Here is a 20,734-nt window from a genome sequence, read left to right as displayed (position 1 = left end):
CTGAAACTTCTTATTCTCGTTATTCTATCCGATCAGATTTCACACCCACCAACCAAAAAAGCACCCGTCTCCAGGTGCTTTTGTCTATGCGAAGCCCAGCCAGCGCTTCATGCGGTGGAAGAGTTTTCGGTCTGGGTCGAGGGGGAGGAGGGGGACTATTTCACCCTGGATCCGACGGGCGATGTTGCGATAAGCTTTGGCTGCGAGATTTCGGTGATGTAAGACGATGGGCTCTCCCTGATGGCCGGCCCGGATCACTTCCTCGTCATCGGGAACCACCCCCAGCAGATCGATGGACAAGACGGAGAGAACTTCCTCCACATCCATCATCCCACCCTCTTTCACCATCTGGGGGCGAAACCGATTGACCACCAGTTTGGGTTGTGGAACCTGCTCCTTTTCCAAAATTCCGATCACCCGATCCACATCCCGGATCGCCGTATTTTCCGGAGTGGTGACCACAATCGCCCGGTCCGCTCCGGTGACGGCGTTCTTAAAACCCATCTCGATCCCCGCCGGACAATCGATGATCACATAGTCAAAGCGTTCCTTCAACTCAGCGATCAGCCAGCGAAGTTGTTTGGCATCCACTGCGGACTTGTCCTTCGTCTGGGCCGCAGGCAACAGATAAAGAGTGTCGCAACGTTTATGTTTGATCCATGCTTGTTCGATGTTGCACTTTTGTTGTGTCACATCCACCAGATCGTAGATGATGCGGTTTTCCAGCCCCAGCAACACATCCAGATTTCGCAACCCGATATCCGTGTCCAGCAAGCACACCTTTTTGCTCGACAAGGCCAGGGCTGTTCCGATATTGGCGGATGTGGTCGATTTGCCTACACCGCCTTTCCCGGAAGTGACGACGATGGCTTCCCCCACTCTTTACCCTCCTCCCGGCCATTCTAGGATTTGAACTGATTCTCTTTCCACTCGATTTCCGGACGGATCCGAGTCAAATGGTGCATTTTATCCACGGCGATCTGCCCATTGACTAGGTAGGCAAAATTCATCCCTGTCACGGCTGAATCCCCCCACTCATCTGGGGGACGGGATACGACACCGGCAATCCGGAGTTGAGTCGGGTACAGACTGGAGGCGGCGATGATCGCCTCTTCATCCCCTTCGCCCCCTGCGTGAGCCAAGCCTCGCAGAGCCCCCAACACATAGATGCTCCCTGTGGAACGCACGGTCCCTCCGGGGTTCACATCTCCCAAGAGAAGCAGGTCCCCCCGATGTTCCAGGACCTGACCGGAGCGGACGGTCCCTGTCAATATTTGAATTCCCCGATCATCTACCAGATAGGGTCGCCCATTGGATGTTTCGATGGAATGGATAATCAGGTTTTTGTGGGAGGAGAACAAGCTCCTCATTTCCTTTTCTTCCTCCCGTGTGATCTGTCTTTTTCCCAACTTGATCAGGACACGGGTGTCGGGGCCCTCCCACAGATTGGATCCATTTTCCAGCTTGAATTTCAGTTCGTTCAAAACGGCGGAAAAGGGACGTGATTCATCCAGCAGAAAGAGAAGCCCCCCCTTGGTTCCCTTGATATTCACACCCGGTTTCATCACTTTACCCATGATCCAGTTCACCCCGTTCTCTCTATGTTTTCGGCACACACCCTAAAAATCCTCCCCCTTGGATGGGACCGGATACATAGGCAAACTTCATTTATTCAAACAACTGTACCGATCGAGGATGAAAGCGACGGACAATCCACCGAATCCCCCGATAAACTGGATAAGCGACTACAGTGTTGATCAAAACCGAGGGGAGGATATGGTAGATCATTGACTCACTCCAAGGCATCTGCGTCACGTTAAAGAGACGGTACCAACCAAATACCATCAACAAATGGACCGCCTGACATATCCCCGTCGCAAACAAAGCAACAATGGGACCCGACACCATTTGACGGGAGATCTGTCCCGCCACATAACCGATCGCAGCCGTACTGAAGGCGTAGACCCCGATCACTTGTCCAAACACCAGATCGTGGATTAAACCGAAACAGAATCCATAAATCAGTCCCGCTTTTCTGCCTTGTATCAGAGATAAAATAATAATTCCGCTGGTTACCGGTTGCGGAATCCAGATAAAAGGACTCCCCCAAGCCTGGGGAGTCACATCCTGTAACACCGTTCCCTCCAATAAAAAAAGAAAGGAGAGGAAACCGGTTAGTATCCAGGCCGCCATGGCTTAATCCCCTCCCTTTCCTCCATCTGGATTCTCCAATTGATGCCGGTGCTTGTTCAGTTGAATCTTGGCTGGATCGCGAACCACCATCACATATTGAAGCCCTTCAAACCTAGCGGCGGGTTTCACATAAACCATCTGATCCACTCCAAAATCCCCCGTGGTCACCTGATCCACGGTTCCGATCAAAAGATTGCCCGGGAAAATCTCCGACATGCCCGAGGTGACTACCAATTGCCCTTTTTTCAATTTCACCCCGGAAGGAATCTTCTTCATCAACAGGCGCTTACTTTTTTCGTCATACCCTTCGATCAGACCAAATATTTCTTTCCCGGTCTGAACGTGGGCGGCGATCCCCGGCGAACTGCCCGAGTCCGTCAGAAGTTGAATATCCGCCATCTGATCGGTCACCGCCGATACGCGTCCGATCAAACCCTCATGGGTGACGACGGGCATATTCTTCTGGATACCATCCTTTTTTCCTCTGTCGATGACCAGCCGATCATTCCAGCGGTCTGGACTACGGGCCACAGTTTGAGCCGTGATATAACTTTCTTTGTTTTTATTAATATAATCGGCGGCCTCTTTCAGTTGACGGTTTTCCTGCTTCAACTGGCTCACTTCCGCTTTGAGTTGAAGGACTCCCTCGCCTTTCTCATCTTCCCCCTCCGCCAGTAGACGGGAGGGGGCAGGGATCCAACTGCTCAGCCAGGCGACTGTATTCTTCACCCCAGCTTCCACCCAGGTCACTTTTTCCCGTTCTCCCCGGGTGATTCCGACAGAGACCGTCAACAAGATCACCGCTAGCAACAAGACAAACAGACGACGGTTGGCAAACAGGCGTAAAAACAAATTCATCACCCTTAGGACCGGCGACGGTCACGGGGAGAAGAGATCCCGATGCCGGATGTGAACAGATGGATATTTTCAAGGGATTGCCCCGTCCCGATCGCCACACAATCCAAAGCATTTTCCGCGATCATCACCGGCATTCTCGTCTCCTCTGCCAGTCTTTGATCCAGTTTTCGCAACAAAGCCCCACCACCGGTCAACACGATCCCCTGCTCCATGACATCCGCTGCCAGTTCTGGCGGGGTCTGTTCCAGAGTCAGTTTGACCGAGTCAATGATGGCACTTACGGTATCATCCAACGCTTCCGCCACTTCTGTAGAAGTGACTTCGATGGTCTTGGGCAAGCCAGAGATCAGATCCCGACCACGAATTTCCCGGGTGTCTTCCGGATCTGTCACCAGCGCCGATCCGATCTCCAGTTTCAGTGTTTCGGCGCTCCGTTCCCCGATCATCAAGTTATACATACGTTTGATATATTGGATGATCGCCTCATCCATCCCATCTCCTGCCACACGCAGGGATTTGGAAGTGACGATTCCACCCAAGGAGATTACGGCCACCTCCGTCGTCCCGCCTCCGATATCCACCACCATACTCCCCGTCGGTTCCCAGACGGGCAAGCCGGCACCGATGGCGGCAGCAAAGGGCTCCTCGATGGTATGAGCCTCCTTGGCCCCCGCCGCGCGAGTCGCCTCTTCCACAGCACGTTTCTCCACCGGAGTGACTCCCGTAGGGACACAAACCATCACATTGGGACGCCGGGGAATATAAACCCGTCGATTTTGTGCCTGTTTAATAAAATATTCCAACATGGTGGCTGTGGTATTGTAATCGGCGATCACTCCATCTTTCATCGGACGAATCGCCACAATGTTGCTCGGAGTTCTGCCGATCATCCGTTTGGCCTCATCCCCTACGGCCTTAATTTCCTGGGATGCTGTTTCCAATGCCACCACAGATGGCTCTCTCACCACAATCCCCTGGCCTTTCAGATAGACCAAGGTGTTAGCGGTTCCCAGATCGACCCCCATGTCTCTCGTGAATCCTCCGAATTTCTGGAACAACGTCTCATTTCCTCCGTCTTTTCCTTTGCTCCCAAACCAGAATCCCATGAACCATCTCAGTCCTTCGCTTTTAGTATTCTTATTTTTTTTGGACACGGAGAATCAGGCAGGAATAATCCCCTTTTCTTTCATGCTGTAATATCGATGATCCCCGATAATGATATGGTCCAACAGCTCAATTCCGACAATCTGTCCCACCTCGACGAGGCGTTCCGTCACATGGATGTCCTCCCGGCTCGGTGTGGGATCCCCACTGGGATGATTATGTACGCAGATCACCCCCGCCGAGCTCCTGCGGATCGCCTCACGAAACACCTCCCGTGGATGAACCACCGACGAATTGAGACTGCCCACAAATATGCATTTTTTATCGATGACCCGGTTTTTGGTGTTCAGAAACAGACAAAGAAAATGTTCCTGGGACAGATGCCGCATCTCATCCATCACATAATCAGCGGCATCACCGGGAGATCGAATCTGGGTCCGCTCCGCAGGCAATGCTCGGTAGACCCGGCGCCCCAGCTCGATTCCTGCCAGGACCTGAATCGCTTTGGCTGGGCCGATCCCTTTAATCTGGACCAACTCGTTCAAGGTGGAATCGGCCAGTCCCTTCAATCCTTCTGACTGGGAGAGAACCCGATTGGCCAGTTGAATCACGGACTCTGAAGAGAAACCCGTGCGGAGCAGAATAGCAACCAGCTCCACATTGGAGAGTGAGGCAGGCCCTTCCCGGGACAAACGTTCCCTGGGCCGGTCTTCTACTGGGACATCACGAATCATCAATTGTTCCGGCGCACACAACTTCTAAAAAACCTCCCATGGACCGGTTAATAAGGAGGACCTGTTGCCTAATCTCAGTTGTTACGCCTTATTTTCCGGAGCAAATGATTCCTGGAGAACAGGGTAACCCATCTCATTCATCATGTCATAAAGCAGGGGAAGTGACATCCCCACCACATTGGAATAACAGCCGTCGATCCAATCCACCCAAAGCGAACCGATGCCCTGAATCCCGTATGCTCCCGCTTTGTCCACCGGCTCCCCGGTGGCAACATACCATTGGATCTCATCCATGCTCATGTTTCGAATCATCACTTCCGTCACCCGGTGTTTGATCAAGCGTTGGGATACCTTGCCGTCGTCAACCCTCACCAGAGCAATCCCGGTATAGACCTGGTGGGATTGCCCTTGAAGGCGTTGGAGGGCACGACAAGCGTCTTCCTCATCCTTCGGCTTACCCAGAATCTCATCACCTAGGGCCACGACTGTATCTGACCCGATCACCAAGGCCTGTTTTTTTGTATGAGCCACTGCCAGTGCCTTTTTGGCGGCAAGGATCTCCACCAGTTCCCCCGGCGCCGGATCTCCTGGAACTTCCTCCGTCACAAAACTGGGGTGAACCGAAAAGGAGAGACCCATCATTTCGAGAAGATTTTTTCGCCGCGGGGAGCCGGAGGCGAGTACGAGTTCCGGTTGCATGGGCCCCGACCTCCTTCATGACTGCCATGTTTCAATGGATGGTTTTCCATATATTATATTCGAACAACGATCGCTGCGAGGTGAGGAAGGCTTACCAATCATCCCTCTCACATTGTAAACAGGCTCTGATTTGAAGGAAGTCAGTCCGTGGCGAACCTGTTCCAACTAGATTGAACGTGTCGATAATATATGCAATAGAGTTGCAAACGAAGAAAATCGACCCTGCAAGGTCACCGACGGGATTCCCGGCCGGCCGTCCCGAATCCGGACAGACAGGATCGCTGCAAAGCTTATATCCATGTTCAGTTTAGCAAAATCAACGGAGGGGAACAAGAAAGAATCCCCTGTTAACGTAAAGCCTCCACAAATTTTTCATAAGCCAAGGCATAGCGGATCAGACCTTCCTGCATTTGCCACAACATGGCGCTTTCCAGTTGCTTCGGATTGGTTTGCCCACTTTGTACTACCTGATCCATCCCCCGTACCATCTGAACCAGCTGTGGCTTGGCTTTTGCCGGGATCCCCTTTTCTAGTTGGGGAGCTGTCTGCACCAAACGATTGTAATGTTGGAGAACCTCACTCCAGACCGGTTCCAGAGAAACTTCCTTTTTTTCCGAGACCAGCCCCTCTGCAGTCTTTTTTCCCAACAATTGGAACACTTGATGCCCATGGTTCAACCAAGTGACGAGGTTCTTCCCGTGAGAGTCCGGGATGGAGGAGCGGGGGATGGCTCCCTTCCCGAGCTGAACCGATTTTACATAGGTTTTCGAATCCTTTTTCTCCAGTACCTCTGTCAGCTTACGAGAAGCTTCTCGGTCCAGTCCCACTCCGTGATAGATCCGGTACGGCGGATCTTCCGTCGTAACCGCAGCCCATCCTTCGGATCGGTATTTCCGGACGGTCTCCAAAGCTCCTGCCTTTTCTTTGAAATTGCCACCTTGGACCAATACGGCTTGGAGTACGGGCAACTGCAAGGATTTTGCGGAGGATTTCTTCTTGGACGCTTGCTTTTTCTCTTCCACCTGGGCTTTAGACTCTTGGGCTCTGGACTCTTCTGCGTCCACAGGCCCCCGTCTCATATGGGAATCGATACTCCGGGTGGACAGATCCGGCTCCTCGGAAAAGAAGAGGTTGAGGATCAGTCCTCCCATCAAAATTCCCAACAGCACCGCGCTTGACACAGCTACTAGAATCGATCGGAGCCGCTTGTCCTCCCCCCCTTTTCTCGGCCTGCGTCCGGAATAAGGGCTCCCCCAACCGATCGGATCTCCTTCCTCCACTTCCCGGAGTGCCCACTCCAAGGGGCGTTTCCACCCTGGGGGCCTCCCCTCGGGTAACAGTGCTCCTCCTTCACCCCTACGTCGAAAATCTCGTCCCCCGGTCTGCCGATTCTCCCGATCGGTCTCCCTCTTTTGATTTAGCGGCTCAGTGATCGTAGCATCCTTGGCACGTACATTGATCCGGGGTTTCATCATCGGTTCATCGTCTCCTTCTTCCAACTGGTACTACCATGCCTATGAAATGATAGATTGAGATAGAACCGTCGAAAGACTGCTACAGAAGGAGAAGCGCCGATCCTTAGCTATACAGAGACAAGTAGCTATGGACTAGCTCTTCTCCCCACAGCCAGGATACGTAAAAACCGATCGCCAGATGAGGAGCAAAAGGAAGAGGGGTTTTACGATCCACCTTTCCGGTCAGCAGGAGAAAAAAAGCCCAAAGCCCACCAGATAAAACCGCAAATCCCAACCCCGTCGCCACCTTAAACCCGCCCAAAGCCAGGCCGGCAGCCGCCGCCATCTTCACATCTCCTCCTCCGATCCCTCCTCGAGAAAGAAGTGAGATGATCCCCAGTATGCCACCTCCGAGCAAGCCTGCCCCTAGCAACGGGAGAATCTCCGGACCAGACCAAAGATGAACCAACAAAAATCCAAGGGCCGCCATTCCATTCAGACGATTGGGAATTAAACCCCAAGACAGATCCAAAGCAGCCGCCGCCATTAAAAAGAGGAGTAACAACCCACCTATGAACTGCTCCTCCAGGGGTAAAGAAGAGGCCCCCAATAAATAGAAGCCCCCTGCACTCACTATCGCCATCCCAGGCCGAATGCCCCTCTTCCCCCTGGCTTCCGATAGAAAAAAACGACCAGACACCTCCGGAATCCACCATCCCACGAGACCACCTACGAACCCCATCAGCCATTCCATCGGTTCCCCTCGACCTCCGGCGCATGTAAGAAATTGGATTCCATCGATTTTATTATATTACAAATTACGACAGAATGGAAGCCCCTTTTTGAAAATTCAGCTTGGCCTTTCCCTGGATTTTCTCTGCTAATGGGATCCGGTAAATACATAGAGGATGGATTGCGAGAAAAGCAGAAGAGTGCAAAGCTAGAAAGGCTGGAGGCGATATGGAACCATGAATTGACGAAGGAAATGAATAAATAAGAGATGGTTTCAAATGAAACTGGAGACCCTAAAAGAGATCACGGTTGAAAAGGAAGAATCATTTTTGGAATGTGCCCAACAACTTAAAGACGGGAATTTTTCATGGGACTTATCTAGTCTTATAGCTTCAGATGTAAAAGTAATGGCGATCCAATCGCTTTGGGGTGACAAAGATCATAGAATTTAATCGTCGTCTCTACTTAGCAGCAAAATGTACTGAGGTTAACATCGGCGCGGAGACGAGATTATACGAATGTGGAAAAATTGTGCGCATCCCGACCATCGAATTGGGTTGGCTGACCCGATCGAGAGGGCTCAATGTAAGGATGGATCACCGCTCCCGAGGAAGTCTTTGCATCCCACGATTTCAGCTATCCAGACATGGATTTCCTCCCCAAGGAGATTCGGGAGCGAACGTGGCAGGATGTTGTAGAAGGTTGATGAATGGGTAAGGGGTGTCATAAATACATTCATCAGCCTGGGATTTTCCCCAAACTTTTTCTATTTCCCTCCGTATTTCCTTCGATAATGAGACAGAGCGGTTAGCGGCCAGACATAGCGATAACTGTGATAATGGATGTAAAACTGCCCTGAAAGCCCGCCACCGGTGGGATACTCTGCTTCCTCACCGGGATGCTCACACAACTGCAGGAGGCGGCGAATTCCGGCTTCAAGCGCCGGAGTCGGAGCCTCGTGAAGCTGGATCAAAGCGTCCACAGCCCACGCAGTTTGGACAGGTGTACTCATCTGCAGAGGAATATATTTCTGTTCCACATCGCTGGCACAGGACTCTCCCCAGCCCCCATCCTCCTGCTGCACAGATAACAACCACTGGATCCCCTTGTCGATGGTGGGATGCCCCTGGCGAAACCCTACGGAAGAAAGGCCCGTCAAGGCGGCCCACGTTCCATAAATATAAGTGATCCCCCAACGGCCGAACCAGGACCCATTGGGCTCCTGCTCTTTCATCAGAAAGGAGGCGGCACGATCAACAACAGGATGCCCCCGTTTCCAGCCGAGGTGGTTGCCGATCCACTCCAGTGTGCGGCCGGTCAGATCTGCTGTGGAGGGGTCCGTCCAAACCGTCTGAGCATCGGACTTGGGCAACAATATTTTCGGCCACTTTTTGTCCGTGTTTTTTTCAAAGGCGGACCACCCTCCGTCCCGGTTTTGCATGGACAACTCCCAGCGGGCACCTCGAGCCCAAGTCGGATATACCTGAGCGTTCTTTCGGGCCCAGGGACCAAGAGCCCGTAGGTTGTAAGAGGTGTCATCCACATCGGGATTGATCGTATTGATATCGGAGAACCCCCAGCCCCCGGGAGCCACCCCGTGATTTCGCAAGGCCCAATCCCCGGGACGAGTCTGCTGACGGCTGAGAAGATAACTTCCCGCCTTTTGGATCACCGGGTCCTCGGCAGTCATCCCCGCTTCCTGGAGGGCATAGCTGATCAGTGCTGTGTCCCAGACAGTGGAAGAGGTCTCCTGAAGGTGGAGCCCTCCCTTCACCGGTAAATAAAAACGTTCCAAACCGTTGAGGGCCCGCTGGAGGATCGGGTGGTTCCGTCGGTAACCCATCGCCATCAAAGCAAAGAACATTAAAAAGGTCGTGCTGAAATAACTGTACAAAGTACCGTCGCGTTCGATGCGATCCAGAATGAAGCGGAGGCCGCGTTCTTCGACCAATCGATCCCGTCTGCCCCCGCTGACGCTCAGGTTAAGGTGGGGCAATAATTCCTCAATCTTCTGCTCCAATGCGGAGGTCTCCCCATGTTCACGGGTCCCCCCTGCGCCGATCCACTGTGTCAAGTCCTGGGGACCTCTAGGCAACCGAACAGAGAATTTCCGATGAGACGCCAGTAAAATCGGAGCGATATGGGCCCGGGTAAACCCGACAAAATCGAAAAAATTGATGGGAAACCAGCGGGGGAGAAGAAGAATTTTAATCGGAATCTGGGCGTTCTCTGGCCATTTGTGCAGACCGGTCAAAATCATGGCCACTTTGGTCAGAGATCCCACCCCGTCGATTCCCCCCTGTTCCCGGACAAAAGCCTGGCTGTTTTGGATGAGGGGATCGGAAGCCTCCTTAAATCCAGCGGCCACCAGCGCAACAGACGCTTCCATGGTGGCAGAGGCACTCCCCTCTTTTTCATCGGGATAAGCTCTCCAGATTCCATGATCTGAAAGAGACAGGAGTCGCTGAGCCATCCCCTCTCGGTATTCGGGTCTTCCCGTTCCAAATATTTCGTATAGCAAGAGCATATATGCATCTGTCATGGCTCCGCTCTCAAAACAGAAGATCCACCGTCCGTCTGACTGTTGCTGTTGGACCAACTCTTCGACCAGCTGATTCATCCCCTTGGCTACCGCTTCCAGATGTTCCGGTGAACGCTGCAACTCTCTCCCCCCCTTTACCTCTCTTTACAACCATATGGAGGACTCCAACAGGGTATTCTCCACCTTGAAAAACCTGGACACCAGGGTACTCTCTGAGATAAGATGCAAAAGAGATGAATCGGGAAGGTGTGGTCCGTCTTTGCTGGAAATAACAAAACTGACAGGTGGGTACTCCGCCCGTCAACCGGTCATTCACGATCTTTCCTTTTCCGTTTCCCCAGGTGAGATGGTGGGGTTGATCGGTTTAAACGGAGCGGGGAAAAGCACCACCATCAAACAAATCATCGGATTTCTCCGTCCCAAAGCAGGAGAGATTCGCTTTAACGGTCACCGGATGGATGAAGATCCTGCCGCCTTTAAAAAGAAGCTTGCCTACATCCCGGAAACTCCATATCTATACCCTGAGCTGACCCTGCGTGAGCATCTAGAACTGACAGCAATGGCCTATGAGATTTCCCCGAAGGAATACGAGGAACGAACATCGCGGCTATTGGATATTTTTCAGATGAAAAATAAACTGGACTGGTACCCCGGTACTTTTTCCAAGGGAATGCGGCAAAAGGTGATGGTGATGGCGGCTTTTCTGGTAGAGCCCTCTTTGCTGATCGTAGATGAGCCTTTCATCGGTCTCGATCCGATGGCCATCCACAACCTGCTGGAATGGATGACGGAATTGAAAAAAGGAGGAACCGGTATCCTGCTGTCCACTCATGTACTGGCGACAGCAGAACAAAACTGTGATCGGTTTGTCCTGTTGCGGGAAGGACGCATCGCTCTAGCGGGAACCATGGAAAAGATGAGAAAAGAGGCTGGGATGCCCCAAGCCTCTCTGGACGAACTTTTCATCCATGCTGCAGGGGGGAGCCAACCATGAATCCCGTCGCATCCCTTTTTCAGCAGCGGAGCAAGCAAGCCTGGATCAAAGGGGCCCGTTATACCGCTCTGATCGCCAAGGGCCTTCATTTCCTGCCCATCGCGGTCTTGCTTCTCATCTATTTTGGCTACCGGGCCCTCCTGACGGGACTCCCTCCAGAATTTCCGATCCACCTGCTGTTGGCGATCCTGCTGACTTGGATTCTCTCCCGTACCGGAATCCGCACCTTTGTGAAAGCGGCGGACCCTGTTTTCCTGTTGCCAGCAGAGGAAGGACTCCGGGAGTATTTTCGGAAGAGCCTGTGGTATAGCGGACTTATGCAGTCATTGAAAGTCGTGTTCTGGATGATCTTTCTGTTTCCGCTGTTCTACACCCGGATCGGAGATGTGGGAGACTTTTTGGCAGCCTTGGCCCTCCTCCTCCCCCTTAAAATCTGGAATCTGTGGGCCCATTGGCTGGAGCTTCGGGCAGAGGAACGTCCCATACTTCACCTCCTCTTGCGCGTGGGTAGCAATGGGCTGATCACACTCTGGCTTTTCTCTGGAGGATTATTTGGCTGGCCCCTCCTGGTCGCCATCCTCTGGTTCGCCGCGCTCACTCTACATTATCGGCAGATGTATTCCCACAACCGGATTATCCCTTGGGATCGATTGCTCCTGCGGGAAGAACAGGCTGTCTCCGCCTGGTACCGGCTGGCCGGCCATTTCGTCGATGTTCCTCAGATCAGCAACGAAATCAAGCCACGTCCCCTGTTCAATCCTTTGCTCCGCCGCCTCCCTCGCCCCCAGCCGGAGAATACCTATCTGTATCTGTACTTGCGAACTTTCTTCCGTTATGGGGAACCCTTCGGTGTTTATGTGCGGTTAACGGGAGTGACGGCTCTGCTGGTCGCCTTCCTGCGGGAAGAATGGTGGCTGTCGGTACTGGTGCTACCCCTGGGCATGCTCCTCACTGGCATTCAACTTCCCTGGATTCGTCGAATCCACCGCTTTCAACCCTGGTTTCGTCTCTACCCTCGCCCGGACAGTCAGAAACGAACCGACTGGTCCCGGCTCGCCTTTGCTTTGTTGGCGGTACAAGCCACAGCAGTGGTGATCTTACAATGGTGGTTGTGGAGCCAACCTTTGCCTCTCCTCCCCCTATTGCTCGGGATCGGATGGGGTACAGCCTGGATTCTGGGCCGTCTCTGGTTACCCAAACGACTTCACAAACAAAGCAGCTCTCTCCTGTAGAGGAGAGAGCTGCTTTGTTTGTCATCATTTTTCCAGTTTGCGAATATCTTTCACCAGTTGGTCCAAATCCGGATTCAAACCGTCATAGCGCTCATAAACTTTTCCCTCTGGGTCCACTAGGAAAAAGGAGACGGGGTGACTGATGGTAAGCGGATCTTCCTTGGATTCGGGTTCATTTCTCTGAATACTGCCCTTAAAACCTTCCCGGACCAAAGTTTGGATCTCCTCATCCTTGTATCCGGTCAGAAAATGCCAGTTTCCAAAGTCGGCATCAAATTCTTCCCCAAAGGTTTTCAATTTTTTAGGAGTGTCATGGGCAGGGTCCACACTGAAGGAGACGATCTCTACATTCAGTCCCTCTTTTTTCAGCCGATCCTGGACTTTTTTCATATTAGCAGTCATCGGTGGACAGACATCAGGACAACGGGTGAACATCGCATTGGACAGCCATACCTTCCCCTTCAAATCGGACAGGCCGAAGGATTTCCCGTTCTGGTCCTTATATTGAAAATCGGGAACCTCCCAATTCAATGCTTGCTTCTCCTCCTGCTGTCCGGAATCATCGGTCCCTTTTTCATCTTCCGTCGCGGCTCCGCAACCTGCTGCCACCAGCAGAACCAGGGCCATCAGGAGTGAAATGGGCAAACGAAGCCATTTTGCATCGGACATCGTACGCTCTCCTTTCGGCAGTCTGTCCGCCATTGGAAACGTTGTGATTTAGAACATATCTGATAGGTCTCCGTTTCACATTCCATTGGGGTTGTCTACCGATCTAAAATCACTCCATGTGAAACCCAACCCTTCCTGTGACGGTTTTTCACAACGCTTTTAGGGCCAATCGGTGCAGACTGTCATGGAAATGCCTTTTCTACAGTGTAGCCCAAAGAAGGAACCCATGTCCGCCTCCTGGCAAAGTCGTCACAAACCTTTCAGACACCGATCATATTCCAGAACCCGATCTCCCGGAATCCCAGACGGCGGTAAATGGCCCCTGCCCGAGGATTATCGTAAAAGAGACACAAACTTTTTCCTTCGTCCCAGACTTCCCTACACAAGCGGATCATCAGCTGGGTGGCCAATCCCTGTCGACGGTATGCCGAGTGGGTGCCCACTCCCACCACCATCGCTGATGCGGGGTTTTCCGCCGCAGTCCGAACCATCGCCACCGCTTGATCCCCGTCTTCCACCCAGTATCCCCGAGCCGCCCCTGATTTCAGAGAGGCCCGTAGCTCCTCTGCCTGCCCCCCTCTGTCAAATTCCGCGATCTGTTCCGACAGGTGGGACAACATAGGGACATCTTCCAAGGTCATCCGTCGGATCGAGAAGGGGATTTCTCTCTCCATCTGGCCCCACCCGTCAACGTCTGTGAGGCAGGCAAAATGAGTCTGCCGCCGCTTCTCCCAGCGAAAGGGTAAACCGGGAATCCCCTGAAATTGCTCCGTCACCCGATCCACCCCGGAGAGCATCTCGATCTCTTGTCCGGTGCTGATTACCTCGGCAAATCCCTCCACATCCAAGGCCTCCGGTGCCCAGGGAATCCAGTTGCCCCGATACCGGTGCAACACACCCCGTAGTTGGCCCGTCGTATCAAAATCCCCCCAAAACTGCTGAAATTCCTGATTCAACCCCTGATTATAAATATTCCCGATTAAAAATAGATTGAGGGCACTTTCTGCCTGCAAAAACTGCAACGTCTGCTCCCGGTCTGCCTCCGTCAATTGCCGAATACCCATCTGGATCTCCTCTTCTCCATTGGAAAAATTGGATCTATTATACCGTCAGGAATGGAAGATTGACAAGAGAGAATCAGAACACCGCCCCTCTGCCTTCCTTATCGGACTTCCCCCGCCTCATCCCCGAAAAAGGAGTTTGAGAAGCAACTGATGAATCACACCGACAGGGGATTCCACATTGCTCACTATCACAGGTGGGTCCGGCCAAGTCCATATATGATTCCAACCCTTTAAGAACGCACTGATGCCAACATTTCCAAATGACGCCATAATGGAGGTGGTGTGATGCAGATTCGTCCGATCCGGGAGACCGATTTGAATGGTGTACGAGAGGTGGCAACAACCGCTTGGCTTCACACCTATCGTGGAATCCTGCCGGAGAGAGCTATTCAAGCCTTCCTGGCCCAAGCCTATTCCTTGGACAGCCTGAGAGCCTCCTGGAAAGCAGACTGCCACAGGCCGCAACGTCAGTTTTATGTAGTGGCTGACAAAGACCGAATGATCGGTTATGGAGAAGTAATGGAAAGGGAACCAGCCGTCTACGAATTGACCCGTATTTATCTTCTGCCCGACGTTCAAGGGAATGGCATCGGCAAATGCCTTTTGCAGCAATTGATTGATGCCGTGTCCCCCCTTCGCTCCCTATTTGCCTGGGTGGAAAAGGAGAACCTCGGCGGACGGGCATTCTACCATTCCATGCATTTTCATGCGGAAGAAGAGATCGCAGACCCCTTTTTCGGTACGATTACTCACTTGGTGAAATACGTCCGCGGTGGGAGAACGGGTAACCACAGACAGACTAGTAAAGCACTAAATTTGTCTGGTGAATTTTATGATAATGAGCAGAGAGAAAGCGGGAGAGGGCCAGAGGAGGCTGTTTGCCCCCGGGATTACCGCTCGCTGTAACAACAAGCTGATGTACAGCAACAAAAATCATTTAATAAAATATAATAATTCTCTTGACTGGATTGTGAATTATTGTTACATTTTAAATTGAATTTTAATTAATCTCTTGCTGGATGATAGAGTGGAATCTATGATGACAAAACAGTCAGGGGTCAAAGACATCTTTTCACCTGATTTATATCAATCTGTACGCCTGCCTTGTACCCAAGCAGAAACTCTTCCAACCTGGTGCTACACCTCTGAAGAATGGTACCAACGTGAATTGGAGAAGATCTTTCTCCCTGCATGGCACTTTGTTGGTCGCTTAGAGCAGATTCCGAATCCTGGTGATTACCTTACCGAATCCTTTTTCGGTAAATCGATGATTATCATCCGAGGAAAAGACCATCACATTCGAGCATTTTATAATAGTTGCCAGCACCGCGGCTCGAAATTATTAATCGGTAAAGGTAATTGCAAATTCATACAATGTAAATACCACAATTGGACCTACAAATTAGACGGAACTCTTAACGGGACACCATATATGGGAAAGGTCGAAAACTTTAATAAATGCGATTACAGCCTCGATACCCTCGTTGTGAGGCCATAGAAGGACTGATTTTCATCACCTTTAATAACTCGGCTCCCAATCTAGAAGATTACTTGGGGGATTACAGTACTCTAGTGGCCAAGCCCTACCGATTAATGGACATGGTGTGTGTACGGGAGAAGGAGTACAAGCTTAAGTCTAATTGGAAGTTTTATGTTGAGGTGGACATGGAAACGATACATACTCCAAATATTCACAAGAACTCTATTGGAGTACAGCATGTCGAGCGCCCAGCCACCCGTGGAGAGTGGGTATGCGTTTACCATGAATCTGAGGAGACTGTTGCACTTCATCCCGGAAAGCGGCATTTAGGTTTTCCTCATATTCAGGGTCTGACAGGTCAAGCTGCAAAGGGGACATTCTTCTCAATTCTGTATCCTGGATTTTTCATTGTCTCCACTCAAGATTCGATGTGGTGGATCCATAAAATTCCAGAAGAACCCGAAGAGACTCGTGTGAAAGTCGGGTTTTGTTTCCCACACATGACTGTCGAGCGAAATGACTTCGAAGAAGTGGCCCAGCGCTACTATGCACGGTGGGATCAGGTAATTGAGGAAGACAATTGGATTACTGAATTTCAGCAGGAAGTTATTCGTTCCAGCCGACCAGGTCGTTATTCACACAAAGAATTTGTAGTCCATGAGGTAGACAATTGGATTTTGGATAAAGTACTGGATTAAACAGGACGGCTATCTTGATACGCGACACTGGAAAGGGGGTTCCTATGACTGATCTCTCCAAATTCGGCTTCAACAAGATTCGATGGACCGTTTTCACTCTCCTCACCTTGTCGTTTATCCTCGGTTTCTTTCATCGGTTTGCTCCCGGCGCCTTCGCGGAAGCGGTCCCGGGTGAATTCAACATCTCCGCTGCTGCATTAGGGACCCTGGCCTCCATGCATTTCTATACCTACACGGTGATGCAAATTCCTTCAGGTATTTTAATCGATCGGTATGGAGCCCGAGTGAATGTGAGTATCGGGGCTGTCATTGCCGGTTTGGGTTCGATCCTGTTCGGATGGGCTCCCACTTTTGCCCTAGCAAGCCTGGGCCCTTTTATCGTTGGATTGGGAGTATCGACGATCTTTGTCGGAATCATGAAAAGCAACACCCTCTGGTTTCGGGAAAACCAGTACGGTTGGATCAGCGGCATCACCATGTTACTGGGAAACCTGGGATCGGTTTTGGCCGCGGGGCCTTTGGCAGCCCTCCTCGGATGGTTCTCCTGGCGAAGCATTTTCATCACCGCCGGATGCCTGTCCATAGTCCTCTCCTTTTTCACCTATATATTGGTGCGAGACTCCCCGCAACAAGCAGGGTTTCAACCGGGAAAAGGCTATCTGTCATCTCAAGGGTCTATCTCAACCAACCATTGGTTACGGGATTTAAAAGAAACAGTGGCCAACAAGGATATTTGGTTTACGCTTTGGGCAGGTGTGGGAACCAACTCTACATTTTATGCCTTCGCCGGACTATGGGGCATCCCCATCCTGCGGGATGGATTTTCCCTTTCCAACAACGAAGCCTCTTGGTATACCACATTGGCACTGGCGGCTTATGGATTAGCTTCCCTCGGGATCGGATGGTTTTCCGATAAAATCGGGTTGCGCCGTCCCTTGATCATTTGGGGAAACCTGCTCTCTTTTTTGGGTTGGATGGGTTTGGCCGTCCTTCCCTGGAGCCCAGGATGGAGCGGTTGGCTACTGTACATCCTAAGTCGGACTCTCTGCCTCCCAGATCGTGGTCACCTTTGCGGTAGTGAAGGAAGTAGTCCCCCCTGCCATCAGCGGAATGGCTTTAGCTTTTCTGAATACCGGCATTTTTTTAGGTGTGGCTTTACTACAATCCCTCTTTGGATGGATCATGGACTTTAGCTGGGCGGGATCTGTAGTGAACGGCATACCGCAATACACTCTCCAGGATTACACTTGGGGACTGATTCTCTTTTCCGGAATCAGCCTGATGGGAATCGTCTCCAGCCTGTTCGTCACAGAAACCTACAGTCAAAGTATAGAAGCAAAAGCGTCATAATTTAAACTCCAACCGTCGGGACTCCCCGGCGGTTTCTATTACCAAAATATAAAAAACAACCGTCCATTCCGGACGGTTGCTGTTCTTTCACTTGGCTTTCTCCTGCTGTCTCGCTTTCAGGGCGGGGACCAAATTGTGAGCTACGCGCCAGATGTCGCCAGCGCCCATGGTGATTACCAGGTCGCCGGGGCGGGCATGTTGGAGGAGGTGGAGTTCCACATCCTCCTTCGTAGCCCGGTACACCGTGTTGGGATTGCTATTCTCCCGCACCATTTGCGTCAATCGTTCCGATGTGACTCCAGGGATGGGAGGCTCCCCCGGCGGAGAATAGATATCTGTGATCACTAGTTCATCCACCTCTGGGAAAGCCTGGCTGAATTCCTCCATCAACAGATGGGTACGGGAGTATCGCTGGGGCTGAAAAACACCGAAAATACGACGATTCAAGGCCTTCAAGCCATTGATGGTGGCCTTGATCTCCGTTGGATGGTGGGCGTAATCATCCACAACCAAGATATCGTCCGCTTCTCCGATCACTTGGAACCGTCGCTTGGCCCCACGAAAACGGGACAATCCCTCTGCGATGGTATCGAAGGGAAGACCCGCTTCCAGACAGACGATGATCGCCGCCAGAGCATTGGCTACGTTGTGACGGCCCGGCACCTGAATGGTCACATCCCCGAGGGGGGTTCCCTGATAATTTACGGTGAATTGGGTCCGGTTGAGCACTTGATGGAGATGGGTGGCAGTGTAATCCGCCTCCCGATCCAGAGCGTAGGTGATCACACGGGCTTTGCATTCCCCGACGATCTCCGGGAGATACGGATCATCCCAACCGAGAATAGCCACACCATCTTCCTTCACCTGACTGAGGAAACGGCGATAGGCCCCTTTCAAATTCTCAAAACTGCCCTCATAGTTCTCCAGATGATCCGGTTCAATATTGGTAACCACTGCAATTTGGGGGTAATACTCCAAAAAGGTACCGTCACTCTCATCGGCCTCCGCCACCACATAGGGACTGTTGCCCGCTTTAGCGTTGCTACCGAGACTGACCACCTCACCCCCGATCACGTAAGTGGGATCAGCTCCCCCTTCCTCCATGGTCTGGGCAATCATGGAAGAGGTACTGGTCTTTCCGTGGGCACCCGCCACGGCGATCCCTTGCTTATTGTTAAGCAGAACTGCCAGCATCTGGGAACGGTGCAAAACAGGCATCCCCTGTTCCCGCGCTGCCTTCAGCTCCACATTGTCCCCAGGGATACTGGAAGAGTACACCACCCGGTCTGCACCCTCGATCAATACCGCTTGATGGCCGATATGGATTTCAGCCCCCCGTGTCACCAAGCTCTGCGTTAACTTATTTTCCGCCACATCCGAACCGGTCACCCGATAGCCCATCTCCAACAGGACACGGGCAATAGCGCTCATCCCGTAGCCACCGATTCCGATAAAATGTATATGTTCCTTCGGTTTCAACCAACTCACCCACCCTCAAGGCTTATTCCGACAACATGCTTTCTCTAATCTCTGATACCAAAAACAAGGTGCCAGCCACCACGATACAATCTCGCTCACCAGCTTCCTCCAGCAGACAATGAAGTCCTTCTTCTGCCCGGCTTGCCTGACCGATCTCCAGATCAGGGCGCAAACGGGCGGCTACTTCCCGCAGTCGGTCTGGTTCCAGTCCCCGTGGTTGATCCACTTGGGTCACGATCACCCGGTCCACCAAGGGAAGCAGCGGTTTTAAAATCCCTGTCGCATCTTTATCTTCCAACACGGCGGTCAACAACAGGAGGCGATCACAAGGGAGATCACGAAGGGCTTGGGCCAAAGCCTCCGCCCCTTCCGGATTGTGCGCACCGTCCAACCACACCGACGGCCGTTGTGAAATCTCTTCCAGGCGGCCCGGCCAGCGGACTTTCTCCATCCCTTTCAAAATTTCCGCTTCTTCTAACACCGTGGCATAATATTTCCGCAAAATTTCCAGGGTCATCAAGGCCACTGCCCCGTTTTTTACCTGGTGCTTCCCCCGCAGAGGAATCTGCACCCGATCCAGAGGACGGAAGGGACTGCTGAAAGAAAAGGATTCGCCCTCCTTCCCGCTGATACGGGAATTCACATCAAACTCCTGGTGAAGACGATACAGTCGGCACTGTTTCTCCTCAGCAACCGTGGAGAGGACAGAAAGTGCCTCCTCTTCTTCGCAGGCAGTGATCACCGGAACCCCCGGCTTAATAATCCCCGCCTTTTCCTCGGCGATTTGGGTCAAAGTTCCCCCTAATATATGGGTATGGTCATGCCCGACATTGGTGATGACCGAAACCAGCGGGTAAACCACATTGGTAGAATCCAGACGACCGCCTAATCCCGTCTCCCACACCACAAACCACGGAACCGCTTCCTTGGCGAAATAGAGGATCGCCACCAAGGTCCAGAATTCAAAGGGGCTAATACGACCGACACCTTCACGGTCCATCTCCTCCACCCATTGTGCCACCTGATCCGCCCAATAGATAAAGGATTTCTCCGGAATCGGTTCTCCATCCAGGGTGATCCGCTCCCCCCAATGGTGAAGATACGGGGACGTGAACATCCCCACCGGATAACCCGCCTCCTGCAGTACGGAGGAGACCATCGCCGCCGTGGATCCCTTGCCGTTGGTACCAGCGATATGGATAAACTTCAGACGGCGTTCCGGATGGTTCAGCCGCTCCAGCACCCATTCCATCCGCTCCAGCCCCGGACGGATTCCCTGAGTGCACCCTACCTCCATCCAATCAAAAACCTCTTTCGTTGTGGAAAAAAACGGTGCGTCAGCCATTTTTGTTTCTTCCTTTCCGGGCGCGTTGATTACTCCATGGGAATCGTGGTCTGCCGCGCAACCGTTGTACACCTACTCTCGACTTCCGTTGCGGCGGCGCACGATTC

Annotated in this window: 22 protein-coding genes; 8 read left to right on the top strand and 14 right to left on the bottom strand. The window is 52.1% G+C overall.

Annotated features, from left to right (window positions below; all coding sequences use genetic code 11):
• Positions 1–84 precede the first annotated feature (84 nt).
• The 9 genes from minD to JOD24_RS03685 form a co-directional block, all read right to left on the bottom strand.
• Positions 85–879, bottom strand: coding sequence for a septum site-determining protein MinD (gene minD, locus JOD24_RS03725; protein ID WP_429246366.1), 795 nt, complete (start codon positions 877–879; stop codon positions 85–87).
• 23 nt (positions 880–902) lie between these two features.
• Positions 903–1,577, bottom strand: coding sequence for a septum site-determining protein MinC (locus tag JOD24_RS03720; protein WP_380163773.1), 675 nt, complete (start codon positions 1,575–1,577; stop codon positions 903–905).
• 91 nt (positions 1,578–1,668) lie between these two features.
• Positions 1,669–2,193: a rod shape-determining protein MreD gene (gene mreD / locus JOD24_RS03715; RefSeq protein ID WP_380163541.1), complete on the bottom strand. Its 525-nt coding sequence runs from the start codon at positions 2,191–2,193 to the stop codon at positions 1,669–1,671.
• A gap of 3 nt (positions 2,194–2,196) precedes the next feature.
• Positions 2,197–3,051: a rod shape-determining protein MreC gene (gene mreC / locus JOD24_RS03710; RefSeq protein WP_380163539.1), complete on the bottom strand. Its 855-nt coding sequence runs from the start codon at positions 3,049–3,051 to the stop codon at positions 2,197–2,199.
• Between the two features lie 5 nt (positions 3,052–3,056).
• Entirely contained in the window at positions 3,057–4,157 is a 1,101-nt protein-coding gene (locus JOD24_RS03705; protein ID WP_380163537.1) for a rod shape-determining protein, read from the bottom strand.
• 54 nt (positions 4,158–4,211) lie between these two features.
• Complete coding sequence (gene radC, locus JOD24_RS03700) at positions 4,212–4,889, bottom strand: RadC family protein (protein WP_380163771.1); 678 nt, start codon at positions 4,887–4,889, stop codon at positions 4,212–4,214.
• An 81-nt stretch (positions 4,890–4,970) separates the two neighbouring features.
• Positions 4,971–5,588 (bottom strand): Maf family protein, encoded by a 618-nt coding sequence (locus JOD24_RS03695; RefSeq protein ID WP_380163535.1) that lies wholly within the window; start codon positions 5,586–5,588, stop codon positions 4,971–4,973.
• A gap of 347 nt (positions 5,589–5,935) precedes the next feature.
• On the bottom strand, positions 5,936–7,063 hold the full coding sequence (locus JOD24_RS03690) for a hypothetical protein (RefSeq protein WP_429246365.1): 1,128 nt from the start codon (positions 7,061–7,063) through the stop codon (positions 5,936–5,938).
• 103 nt (positions 7,064–7,166) lie between these two features.
• Positions 7,167–7,796: a prepilin peptidase gene (locus tag JOD24_RS03685; RefSeq protein WP_380163531.1), complete on the bottom strand. Its 630-nt coding sequence runs from the start codon at positions 7,794–7,796 to the stop codon at positions 7,167–7,169.
• Between the two features lie 256 nt (positions 7,797–8,052).
• Here JOD24_RS03685 and JOD24_RS03680 point away from each other — a divergent pair, with 256 nt between their 5' ends.
• The gene (locus tag JOD24_RS03680) at positions 8,053–8,226 is read left to right on the top strand and encodes a hypothetical protein (protein WP_380163529.1); all 174 of its coding nucleotides are present in this window, start codon (positions 8,053–8,055) and stop codon (positions 8,224–8,226) included.
• Positions 8,227–8,540: 314 nt separating this feature from the next.
• On the opposite strand, the gene JOD24_RS03675 is transcribed toward JOD24_RS03680, so the two are convergent.
• Entirely contained in the window at positions 8,541–10,436 is a 1,896-nt protein-coding gene (locus tag JOD24_RS03675) for a terpene cyclase/mutase family protein (RefSeq protein ID WP_380163527.1), read from the bottom strand.
• Between the two features lie 139 nt (positions 10,437–10,575).
• Between JOD24_RS03675 and JOD24_RS03670 the strand changes: the two genes are divergently transcribed.
• Both JOD24_RS03670 and JOD24_RS03665 read left to right on the top strand, forming a co-directional pair.
• A complete protein-coding gene (locus JOD24_RS03670) occupies positions 10,576–11,310 on the top strand; it encodes an ABC transporter ATP-binding protein (RefSeq protein WP_429246364.1) in 735 nt (244 codons plus the stop codon).
• Positions 11,307–12,542 (top strand): ABC transporter permease, encoded by a 1,236-nt coding sequence (locus JOD24_RS03665; RefSeq protein ID WP_429246363.1) that lies wholly within the window; start codon positions 11,307–11,309, stop codon positions 12,540–12,542. Before JOD24_RS03670 ends, JOD24_RS03665 begins: the two co-directional genes overlap by 4 nt.
• 24 nt (positions 12,543–12,566) lie before the next feature.
• On the opposite strand, the gene JOD24_RS03660 is transcribed toward JOD24_RS03665, so the two are convergent.
• Positions 12,567–13,211 (bottom strand): SCO family protein, encoded by a 645-nt coding sequence (locus JOD24_RS03660; RefSeq protein ID WP_380163521.1) that lies wholly within the window; start codon positions 13,209–13,211, stop codon positions 12,567–12,569.
• Between the two features lie 260 nt (positions 13,212–13,471).
• Positions 13,472–14,275 (bottom strand): GNAT family N-acetyltransferase, encoded by an 804-nt coding sequence (locus JOD24_RS03655; protein ID WP_429246362.1) that lies wholly within the window; start codon positions 14,273–14,275, stop codon positions 13,472–13,474.
• A 285-nt stretch (positions 14,276–14,560) separates the two neighbouring features.
• Between JOD24_RS03655 and JOD24_RS03650 the strand changes: the two genes are divergently transcribed.
• The 5 genes from JOD24_RS03650 (at position 14,561) to JOD24_RS03630 (ending at position 17,803) form a co-directional block, all read left to right on the top strand.
• Entirely contained in the window at positions 14,561–15,181 is a 621-nt protein-coding gene (locus JOD24_RS03650; RefSeq protein WP_429246361.1) for a GNAT family N-acetyltransferase, read from the top strand.
• Positions 15,182–15,311: 130 nt separating this feature from the next.
• A complete protein-coding gene (locus tag JOD24_RS03645; RefSeq protein ID WP_429246360.1) occupies positions 15,312–15,773 on the top strand; it encodes an aromatic ring-hydroxylating oxygenase subunit alpha in 462 nt (153 codons plus the stop codon).
• A 74-nt stretch (positions 15,774–15,847) separates the two neighbouring features.
• The gene (locus JOD24_RS03640; protein WP_429246359.1) at positions 15,848–16,453 is read left to right on the top strand and encodes an RHO alpha subunit C-terminal catalytic domain-containing protein; all 606 of its coding nucleotides are present in this window, start codon (positions 15,848–15,850) and stop codon (positions 16,451–16,453) included.
• A 44-nt stretch (positions 16,454–16,497) separates the two neighbouring features.
• Positions 16,498–17,646: an MFS transporter gene (locus tag JOD24_RS03635; RefSeq protein WP_429246358.1), complete on the top strand. Its 1,149-nt coding sequence runs from the start codon at positions 16,498–16,500 to the stop codon at positions 17,644–17,646.
• Positions 17,647–17,662: 16 nt separating this feature from the next.
• On the top strand, positions 17,663–17,803 hold the full coding sequence (locus tag JOD24_RS03630; RefSeq protein ID WP_429246357.1) for a hypothetical protein: 141 nt from the start codon (positions 17,663–17,665) through the stop codon (positions 17,801–17,803).
• An 87-nt stretch (positions 17,804–17,890) separates the two neighbouring features.
• On the opposite strand, the gene murC is transcribed toward JOD24_RS03630, so the two are convergent.
• Together murC and JOD24_RS03620 are read right to left on the bottom strand one after the other, a co-directional pair.
• Entirely contained in the window at positions 17,891–19,282 is a 1,392-nt protein-coding gene (gene murC, locus JOD24_RS03625; protein ID WP_429246356.1) for a UDP-N-acetylmuramate--L-alanine ligase, read from the bottom strand.
• Positions 19,283–19,304: 22 nt separating this feature from the next.
• Positions 19,305–20,627 carry a bifunctional folylpolyglutamate synthase/dihydrofolate synthase gene (locus tag JOD24_RS03620; protein ID WP_380163509.1) on the bottom strand — a complete coding sequence of 441 codons (1,323 nt, stop codon included), beginning with the start codon at positions 20,625–20,627 and terminating at the stop codon, positions 19,305–19,307.
• Positions 20,628–20,734 lie beyond the last annotated feature (107 nt).

The organism is Kroppenstedtia sanguinis, from assembly GCF_050433445.1.
In the GTDB taxonomy this organism is placed as follows: domain Bacteria; phylum Bacillota; class Bacilli; order Thermoactinomycetales; family DSM-45169; genus Kroppenstedtia; species Kroppenstedtia sanguinis.
This window is presented reverse-complemented; position numbering and strand designations above follow the sequence as displayed.